The organism is Thermoflexus sp., assembly GCF_025055495.1.
Taxonomy (GTDB): domain Bacteria; phylum Chloroflexota; class Anaerolineae; order Thermoflexales; family Thermoflexaceae; genus Thermoflexus.
This window is the reverse complement of record NZ_JANWXB010000204.1, coordinates 1-9,174: the sequence shown is the minus strand read 5'-3', so window position 1 is coordinate 9,174 and position 9,174 is coordinate 1. Positions and strand designations below refer to the sequence as shown.

Below are 9,174 nucleotides of genomic sequence, written 5' to 3'. Positions count from 1 at the left end.
CCTCCCCAAACCCCCAAGGAAAGAATCAACCGCATCACGCTGAATCAGGTCCGATCCCGCGGCGGCCTTCAGCGGCCGCGGCGAATATCCCTGATCGCTTACGAGGATCCCTCGGATAAGAGGCGGCGCACGATCTCCTGGACCTCTCGACCATCCGCCCGGCCGCGGACCCTGGGCATCAATCGTTTCATCACCTCCCCCATCTGAGCCAGGGAAGCAGCGCCGATCTCCGCGATCACCTCCCGCGCCATTGCCTCGATCTCCTCCCGGGTCAGCGGCTGGGGAAGATAAGCCAGCAGGACCTCCAGCTCCGCCCGCTCCGCAGCGAGCCGATCGGGCCGATGGGCCTTCTCCAGCTCCTCCAGCGTCTCACGACGTCGCTTGACCTCATTCTGAAGCACCCGCAGGATCTCATCCTCGCTGAGCGAACGGGCGGCTTCCACCTCCGCCATGCGAATCGCCAGCAACGCCATCCGGATAGCCGTCTTGCGGGGCTCATCCCCCGCGCGCATGGCCGCCTTCAGGTCCTCCTGAAGCCGTTCCTTTAAACCCATCGATTCCTTCCTCCTCATTGAGATACCCCGCTCGGGTTTGGCTCATCCATCTCAGGGTGAAGAGGATTGCCCGGCATCAGCGATGACCGTTTCCACCCTTGAAGCTGAACGGATCAGGGTAGATAATGACCATGGTCATGGGGCCGTTACATCCCCATTATCTTTTTCTTGAGAGGTCCGGACAAGCGAGGAAAGAAATTTTAAAGGAATGCACCCGATCGTCGCCATGCCAATTCCCAAAGACCTATTTTAGGAGCGAATCGGGCCCCACCATTCGTTCCTCACAAATTTTCCGGATTTTGGGGGCTCTAAGGCGAAGGGGGCGCGATGGGCTGGGATCCGGCTGAAGTGCTTCGGATGGCGGAGAGGATCCCCTGGATCCGGGATCTCCACCTCTATGAGGAGGTGGGTTCCACCAATGACATCGCCCGGGATCTGGGGGAAATGGGAGCCCCGGAGGGCCTGGTAGTGCTGGCCGATGCCCAGCGAGCAGGGCGAGGGCGGGCGGGGCGTTCCTGGTGGACCCCGCCTGGGGTGGCGCTGGCCATCTCGATCCTGGTGCGTCCCCGCCGCCCGCTTGGGGATTGGCCTCAACTGACAATGATCGCCGGGCTGGCCGCTGTGGAAGGCATCGAGACGGTTGGCTGCCCCGCAGGTCTAAAATGGCCCAACGACATCATGATCCCTCCAAGTCGGAGCCGGGATGCGCCAGCAAGCACCTGGCGGAAAGCCGGCGGGATCCTGGTGGAGTCCGTTCCCCCGACCTTCGCTGTGGTAGGGATCGGCCTGAATGTGAATACCCCTCTTGAGGCAGCACCTTCCGAACTTGTGGAGATCCTGGGAAGCATCCGCCATACCATGGGACACGCGGTCTCCCGGCTTGCGGTGCTGGAAGGCCTGTTGCAGGCCTTCGCTCGTTTATATGACGAGTGGAACGAGGGGGCGAGTGTGATCGAACGCTGGGCCGCCCGCCTGATGATGCTGGGCCAACCGGTCCGAATCTATGCCTCTGGGGAAGTCCAGGAAGGCATCGCGGAATCCGTAAGCGCCGAGGGTGGGCTCTGGCTGCGCCTTCCGGATGGACGTCGAGAATATTTCCTGGCCGGCGATGTCTCTCTGCGCTGGTTGTAGAAAGATTCAGCAGCCAGGCCCATCCGCCTGGGGCGAACTGGCTGCCCCTAAAAATCTCCCCCGACCGTCTTTCGGATAACCCTTTGTCCAGTGATGAATGGGAGATCTGGGGAACCGCAGCCCGGTTTTGGAGGGCAATGGCCCCTTCCCCCTTTCTCCCCCTCCTTAAGGTCCCAGGGACCCTGGGGGGGAGGAGAAAAAACTTTTTGGGGCTGGGGCGCCGCCGAAGGTGGCGCCCCAGCCCCAAAACCCGCGGTAGAGCTTGAAAGCTGCACATGGCGTGAGAAATGTCTTTGGGAGGCTGGGCCAGGGGCAAAAGGTCCTTAGCTCAGCCCCCAAACTCCGAATCCGATGGACAAGGCACGACCTTTGCCGAATCCCACCTGACTGACTATAATTGGGGAAAGCCCTTTGCTGGAAACCTGAACGGCGATACATTCTTGAAAGATCATAACCCGCTATCAGGAGTATACCCAGGATGAATGAAGAGATCCGGCAGGATCGCCCCGAGAACACCAGCGCGATGACCGAGATGGGCGAATGGTTGGAGATGGCCCCCTCCTCGCTTCGGCGAGGGGATATCGTGCGGGGGACGATCGTCCGGATCACCCCCACGGAGATCCTGGTAGATATCGGGATGAAAGCGGAAGGGGTGATCACGGGCCGCGAGCTGGAGCGGATGCCCAGGGAGATCCGCGAGGTCCTGCGAGAGGGAGATGTGATCCAGGTTCAGGTCGTGAACCCTGAAGATCGCAGCGGGAACATCCTGCTCTCGCTCCAGCGAGCGCTTATGGAGGAAGACTGGCAGCAAGCCCGCCGGTTGATGCAGGATGGGGAGATCCTAGAGCTCACCGTTAACGGTTATAACAAGGGCGGGCTGGTGGTGAAAGTCGGACGTCTCCGCGGGTTCATCCCCGCATCCCATGTGGTTCCTCAGGAAAGTGGCGAAGAAAAGCTGCCCGTGGAGCAACGGCTGAAGCGTCGGGTGGGCCAGAGGATCTATGCCCGGATTATCGAAGCGGATCCGGAGGCGAACCGGTTAATTCTCTCGGAGCGAGCGGCCCAGCAGGACCTTCGGCGTCGCCAAAAGGAAGAACTGCTGGCTCGGCTCGAGCCCGGGATGCGCGTGAGGGGGCGCGTGATCAGCTTAGCGGACTTTGGGGCGTTCATCGATCTGGGCGGCGCCGATGGCCTGATCCACATCAGTGAGCTCTCCTGGCATCGAGTCAGCCACCCCCGCGAGATCCTCTCCGTCGGTCAGGAGATCGAGGTGGAAGTCATCAGCGTGGACCGGGAGCGGAAGCGGATCGCCCTGAGCCGCAAACGGGTGGAGCCGGACCCCTGGCAGCAGGCGGTGTCTCAGTTGCGAGAAGGGCAACTGGTCGAGGCGGTGATCACCCGATTGACCAACTTCGGGGCCTTCGCAGCGCTGAAAGAATTCCCGGGCGTGGAGGGCTTGATTCACATCTCCGAGTTGGCCGAACACCGGGTCCATCATCCCAAAGAGGTGGTTCGGGAAGGGGAAGAGCTGGTGGTGCGCCTGATTCGGATCGATCAGGAGAACCGGCGGCTGGCCCTCAGCCTGCGTCGGGTCAGTGCCCCCGAATACGCCATGCTGGACTGGGAGATGGCCCAGGCCCGCCTTCAAGCTGGCGAGGAAAAGGGTCCAGAGGAACCTGCCTGAGCATTCTCTATGACCGCCCCTCTCTGCCCGCGGCCCCGAGGGCTGCGGGCAGAGAGGGGTCTCCATCGGCTCATGTAGAAACCCATATTGCTGGATGGACCCGATTGCGGGCGGGGGTTTTGGAGGGAGAGGGGATCAGGCCCCTTCCGGCCATGGGGCAGCGGGCTCTCCGGCCTGCACGAATGTTGAATGCGACTTCGGGCGTCCGTTCCAATCCCAGCGCCCCGGGGAGGGAAGCGAGCCAGGCCCCTCCCCAGCGGAGCTCGCTCGACACGAGCGAAGCGCCCAAACTGGAGGTCACGCGGCCCGTTCACCCAACGTCCTGATTTCAACCTTCGCCGCCGAATTCAGGAGGGCGGGGCGCCTCAAGCGCCCCGCTTTCTGTATCTCGATCCGAACGTCTCCTGGCGTCCTCCCCCCACGGCCCTGGGGGCCATGGGAGGAGGGAAGAAAGCGGAGAAGTTCATCTCACCTCTTAGACGGCGCGTCAATGGCGGAATACCTAAACTAACCGAAAAAGGGGCGGCGTGTTATACTAAAAGCAGAACCGGCTGCGCGTTCGCCCCTGGAAATCCTGCAGTCGGTTTAAAGGAGGACGCTGTGTCTAGCAAGCTGGATCGGTTCACCCAGCGGGCCAGGCGGGTGCTGGCGTTGGCTCAGGAGGAAGCCGAACGCCTGAACCATACTTACATCGGCACCGAACACCTGCTCCTGGGCCTGGTCAAAGAAGAGAACGGCATCGCCGGCCAGGTGCTCCGACGCCTGGGGGTGACCTCCCAGAAGGTCGAGGAGATGGTTCTTCGGATGTCAGGGCCTGGCCGCCGCACTCCCCACAGCAAGCCCGACCTGACGCCCCGGATCCGCCGGGTGATCGAGCTGGCCGTCGATGAGGCCCGGCGGATGGGTCATCACTACATTGGCACGGAACATCTCCTCCTCGGGCTGGTCCGCCTGGGGGATGGGATGGCGGTGGATATCCTCAAGAGCCTTGGGCTATCCCTGGAGCAGATCCGGCGGGAAACCAATCGGGCCATCCAGGAGACGACCGCAGCCGCTCGACCCCGGCGGGAACGCCCAAAGACGCCTTTGCTCGATCAGCTGGCCATTGATCTGACCGCATTGGCCGAGGAAGGGAAGCTGGATCCCGTCATTGGGCGGGAGCAGGAGATCGAACGGGTGATCCAGATTCTCTCCCGTCGAACCAAGAACAATCCGGCGCTGATCGGGGAGCCTGGGGTGGGCAAGACCGCCATTGTGGAGGGGCTAACCCAGCGCATCGTGGCCGGCGAAGTCCCCGAGCCGCTCCTCAGCAAGCGGGTCCTGCAGTTAGATGTGGCCTCCCTGGTGGCGGGGACGATGTATCGGGGCCAGTTTGAGGAACGATTGAAGCGGGTGCTGGAGGAGTTGAAGAGCGCGGACTGCATCCTGTTCATCGACGAGATGCATATGCTGGTTGGCGCCGGAGCGGCCGGCAGCGCAGTGGACGCCGCTAACATCCTGAAGCCCGCCCTGGCTCGGGGGGAGATTCAATGCATTGGGGCCACCACCTTCGATGAGTATCGCAAGTATATCGAGAGCGACGCAGCGCTGGAGCGTCGATTCCAGCCGGTGGTGGTGGAGGAGCCTACCATTGAAGAAACCATCGAGATCCTGCGAGGCATCCGTCATCGTTACGAGGAGCATCACAAGCTGACCATCACGGACGAGGCGATCGAGGCAGCCGCTCGCCTCTCCGCCCGTTATATCCCCGAACGCTATCTCCCGGATAAGGCCATCGACCTGATCGATGAGGCAGCGGCCCGGGTGCGGATGTATAAAGCCTCCCGCTGGCCCAGCCTCCAGAAGGTCTACACGGAGCTGCGAACCGTGCAGCGCGAGCGGGAGGAGGCCCTGGCCGAGCGCCGCTACGAGGATGTGGCGGATCTCAAAGCTCGAGAAGAAGAGCTTCAGACACAGCTTCAACAGCTGCGCATGCGCAGCGAGATCGACGAGGGGCCGAAGGTCACCGCTGAGGACATCGCTGAGGTCGTCGCGATGTGGACGGGCATCCCGGTGAGCCGCATCGCCGGGGACGAATCCCAGCGCCTGCTCCAGATGGAGGAAGAGCTCAAGAAGCGCATCGTGGGTCAGGATGAGGCCATCGGTGTGATCTCCCGGGCGGTGCGGCGGGCCCGCGCCGGCCTGAAGGATCCCCGTCGGCCGATCGGCTCCTTCATTTTCCTTGGGCCCACCGGGGTGGGCAAGACCGAGCTGACGAAGGCCCTGGCGGAGTTCCTCTTCGGCTCCGAGGACGCCCTGCTCCAGCTGGACATGTCCGAATTCATGGAGCGGCACAACGTCTCGCGCCTGGTGGGGGCACCCCCAGGTTACGTCGGCTATGAGGACGCCGGGCAACTCACCGAATACGTCCGCCGCCGGCCCTACTGCATCATCGTCTTTGACGAGATCGAGAAGGCCCACCCCGATGTCTTCAATATGCTCCTCCAAATCATGGAAGAAGGCCGGTTGACGGACGCCCGAGGCCGCAAGGTGGACTTCCGCAATACGATTGTGATTATGACCTCCAACATCGGCGCGGAAACCATCCGAAAGGCCCACCTGGGGTTCCCGACCCAGAAGCAAGAGGAGGTGGATCTGGAGCGGCGCTATCGGGAGATGCGGGAGAAGCTCCTGAACGAGCTGCGCAAGGTCTTCCGGCCCGAGTTCCTGAACCGGGTGGACCAGGTGGTGGTTTTCCGGCCGCTGAGCCGGGAAGACATTCTGAAGATCGTGGATCTGGAGCTGGGCAAGGTGGAGGCCCGCCTGAAGGAGCACCGCCTAAGCATCAAGGCCACACCGGCTGCCAAGGCCTTCCTGGCCGATAAGGGATATGATCCCGAATACGGCGCGCGGCCGCTGCGTCGGGTGATCCAGAACCTGGTGGAAGATGCCCTCTCCGAGGGGATGCTGGCCGGGAAGTTCCAGCCGGGAGATACGGTGGTGATCGATCTGGAGGGAGATCAGCTGGTCTTCCGCCCGAAGGGGATCGAGGAGCTCACCCCGCCTCCCGCGCTGATGGTGGAGGGATGATGGGCCTCCGGTAGGAGCGATCTGCCGGGGCGGCGTGTTCGAACGCGCCGCCCCGGTTGTTTTCCTGGCCTTGACCTCTTACGCCATGTGCAACCTCATGCGTCGAGTCCCATCCAAGAGACTTCGTAAGGAAACGGGCCAGGCCCCCTCCCCCCTGGGGTTTTTATTCCAGCCCATATTCTCCCCATCGCCGATCCACCAGCGCCCGGATCTCCGGGCTCATCTCGATCCGCTCCGGCCAGCCCCGCGGATGCCCCTCCTCCGGCCCCTTGGCGGTGGCATCGATGCCGATTTTCCCTCCATACGCCCGCAACGGTGCGACATGATCCAGGTGATCGACAGGTCCTTCCACGATCACTACATCCCGCTTCCAGTCCACGTTCCCCAGCGCTTGCCACGCCACCTCGGACAAGTCGTGAACATCCACCCAGTCGTCCACCACCACGATGCATTTGGCCAGGCTCAGCAGCCCCAGGCCCCACAGGCCGAAGATCACCTTGCGGGCGTGGCCCGGGAACCGCTTGCGGATGCTCACAATCACCAGGTTGTGGAAAACCCCTTCGGCGGGCATGTGGTAATCCACCACCTCGGGGAGGAACAGGCGAACAAGCGGAAGGAACAGCCGCTCCGTGGCCTGGCCCATCCAGTAATCCTCCATCGGCGGCCGGCCGACGATAGTAGTGGGATAGATAGGATCCCGTCGATGGGTGATCGCGGTGATGTGCATCACCGGGAAGGGCTCCGGCGGCGTGTAATAGCCAGTGTGATCGCCGAACGGGCCTTCGGTGCGCTGTTCCCAAGGATCGATGTAGCCCTCGATGACGATCTCCGCGTGGGCGGGGACTTCAAGGGGTTGCGTGATACAGCGAACCATCTCGACGGGCCGTCCCCGAAGCCATCCAGCGAGCAGATACTCATCGATATCCGGAGGAAGGGGCGCACTTGCCGCCCACATACAAGCGGGATCGCCCCCCAGGGCGATCGCAATCGGGATCCGCTCCGTCCGCACCTCCCGGGCAGCCCGTTCATGCTCCGCGCCGCCCTTATGGATCTGCCAGTGGACCCCCAGGGTGCGCTCGTCATGGACCTGGAGGCGATATAGCCCCACATTGCGCTTTCCGGTGCGCGGATCGCGGGTGATCACCTGGCCTAGGGTGATGTAGCGGCCGGCGTCCTTCGGCCAGCATTTCAGGATCGGCAGGCGCTCCAGCGAGGGGCGCTCCGTCTCCACCACCTCCTGACATGGGGCCCGGGAAACCCGTCGAGGGCCGAGCCCGATGCTCCGCAAGGTCTTCAGCACACTCCCCAGGCGCTCGAACGCCTCGCCGAGGCTTTGGGGGACCTCAGGACGGATCAGCGCCTCCAGCCGTCGCCGCAGATCCTCCAGGTCCTCCACCCCCAGCGCCCACGCCATACGCCTCGGGGATCCAAACAGGTTGATGACGACCGGGATCCCCTTGCCGTCCACATTTTCGAAAAGGAGCGCCTTATTGCGTGCCGGCGGGCCCTTCATCACCCGGTCGGCGATCTCCGTGATCTCAAGTTCGGCGGAGACCGGGGCGCGGATGCGGATCAGCTCCCCGGCCCGCTCCAGATGGTTGAGGAAATCCCGAAGATCCCGATAAGCCATCGAATCGCCTCCTATGAAGCGCGGGTGCCGGATCAGGTTCTGAAATATGGCTCGAAAGGGGAAGCATAGTGAACTGGGTTAATGATAACGCAGAAGGCGCTCACGGAATGCCGGCTTTAGGCCGGGCCTATGCCACCGATGTCCCCTCCCCACAACCTTCGGGGCAGCCCTCCCCCAAACCCCTGCCCGCCATCCGACCCAGCCAGCGGCACGCGTTCTGAACATGAGCAAACCTTTTCTTCTATTAGAACAAGCCAATGCCGATATAATGGTTATAATGGAGCAGGAGTTACGCTGTTTGCTTCCTCGAGAGGCTTTGGGGGCACCCTGTCTTAGCGATTGCGCTCCCAACTGCGTAACTTCTATGGGATGAAGGTAACCTGAAGCACGGAGGAGGTCAGGATGCCAATCGTGCGCAAGGTTCAGGGGGTGCTGTATCGGGTGCAGGATCTGGCGCGGGCCAAGGCCTTCTACGAGGAAACCCTGGGCCTGCCGATGCGCAGGGAGGACCCCGAGGGGCGATGGGTGGAGTTTGGCCCGCCGCGGGGACCGCGGATCCTGCTGCACCAGAGCCCGGAAGGGCCGGTAGGGAATGCCGGAGGGGGCGCTCTCTTTGAGGTGCGCAACGCCCGACGTGTCCTCAATCGCCTGAAGCGCCAGGGGGTTCGGGTGGGAGATCTCGTTGAGATCCCGGGTGTGATGGTGCTGGGGACGTTCTACGACCCGGATGGGAATCCCCTGCATGTGGTTCAGTCGCTGCTCCCGAAAGCTCCCCGGCGTCGTAAGTCCTCAGAGGAAGGCGAAGGAGGGCCCATCGAGGGGGGCACGGAAGGGAGCTGACCAGTCTCCTTTTCAAGAGATCGGGGGCAGGCGGCTCCGCTACCAGCCCCGAATCGTTGCTCGCTGGTTCGCCGCGCTCCGGCCCTCCTACCATCCCGGTGGCCTTGCGGAGGATTCAGGGCCTGCCCTTCTTTCCTTCCTTCTCTCTCCCCACGCCGCAAAACCTTGGGGGGAATGAATGAAAGAAGCCGGAGTGGAGGGGGGCGGGGGGCGCGACCCCCCCCCCGCCCCCACAAACAGCCGGAGGACCAAAAACACCCAGCGGG

At 63.0% G+C, this 9,174-nt stretch carries 6 protein-coding genes; 4 read left to right on the top strand and 2 right to left on the bottom strand.

Translation table 11 applies throughout. From position 1 onward, the window contains the following. Positions 1-98: 98 nt before the first annotated feature. Positions 99-554: a GatB/YqeY domain-containing protein gene (locus NZM16_RS06930; protein ID WP_295479537.1), complete on the bottom strand. Its 456-nt coding sequence runs from the start codon at positions 552-554 to the stop codon at positions 99-101. A gap of 327 nt (positions 555-881) precedes the next feature. Between NZM16_RS06930 and NZM16_RS06925 the strand changes: the two genes are divergently transcribed. From NZM16_RS06925 to NZM16_RS06915, 3 genes are all read left to right on the top strand, one after another. Further along, positions 882-1,685 carry a biotin--[acetyl-CoA-carboxylase] ligase gene (locus NZM16_RS06925; RefSeq protein ID WP_295448456.1) on the top strand — a complete coding sequence of 268 codons (804 nt, stop codon included), beginning with the start codon at positions 882-884 and terminating at the stop codon, positions 1,683-1,685. 478 nt (positions 1,686-2,163) lie between these two features. Beyond that, on the top strand, positions 2,164-3,369 hold the full coding sequence (locus NZM16_RS06920; protein WP_295479534.1) for a S1 RNA-binding domain-containing protein: 1,206 nt from the start codon (positions 2,164-2,166) through the stop codon (positions 3,367-3,369). A gap of 600 nt (positions 3,370-3,969) precedes the next feature. Continuing rightward, entirely contained in the window at positions 3,970-6,438 is a 2,469-nt protein-coding gene (locus NZM16_RS06915) for an ATP-dependent Clp protease ATP-binding subunit (protein ID WP_295448462.1), read from the top strand. A gap of 163 nt (positions 6,439-6,601) precedes the next feature. Here NZM16_RS06915 and NZM16_RS06910 read toward each other — a convergent pair whose 3' ends face one another. After that, the gene (locus tag NZM16_RS06910; RefSeq protein WP_295448464.1) at positions 6,602-8,068 is read right to left on the bottom strand and encodes a menaquinone biosynthesis decarboxylase; all 1,467 of its coding nucleotides are present in this window, start codon (positions 8,066-8,068) and stop codon (positions 6,602-6,604) included. Positions 8,069-8,470: 402 nt separating this feature from the next. Between NZM16_RS06910 and NZM16_RS06905 the strand changes: the two genes are divergently transcribed. Continuing rightward, entirely contained in the window at positions 8,471-8,908 is a 438-nt protein-coding gene (locus NZM16_RS06905) for a VOC family protein (RefSeq protein ID WP_295448467.1), read from the top strand. Positions 8,909-9,174 lie beyond the last annotated feature (266 nt).

Excerpts from the sequence above, each read along its gene's own strand:
- NZM16_RS06925 (WP_295448456.1), top strand. The coding sequence starts at position 882 with ATGGGCTGGGATCCGGCTGAAGTGCTTCGGATGGCGGAGAGGATCCCC.
- NZM16_RS06905 (WP_295448467.1), top strand. The coding sequence starts at position 8,471 with ATGCCAATCGTGCGCAAGGTTCAGGGGGTGCTGTATCGGGTGCAGGAT.
- NZM16_RS06930 (WP_295479537.1), bottom strand. The coding sequence starts at position 554 with ATGGGTTTAAAGGAACGGCTTCAGGAGGACCTGAAGGCGGCCATGCGC.
- NZM16_RS06920 (WP_295479534.1), top strand. The coding sequence starts at position 2,164 with ATGAATGAAGAGATCCGGCAGGATCGCCCCGAGAACACCAGCGCGATG.
- NZM16_RS06910 (WP_295448464.1), bottom strand. The coding sequence starts at position 8,068 with ATGGCTTATCGGGATCTTCGGGATTTCCTCAACCATCTGGAGCGGGCC.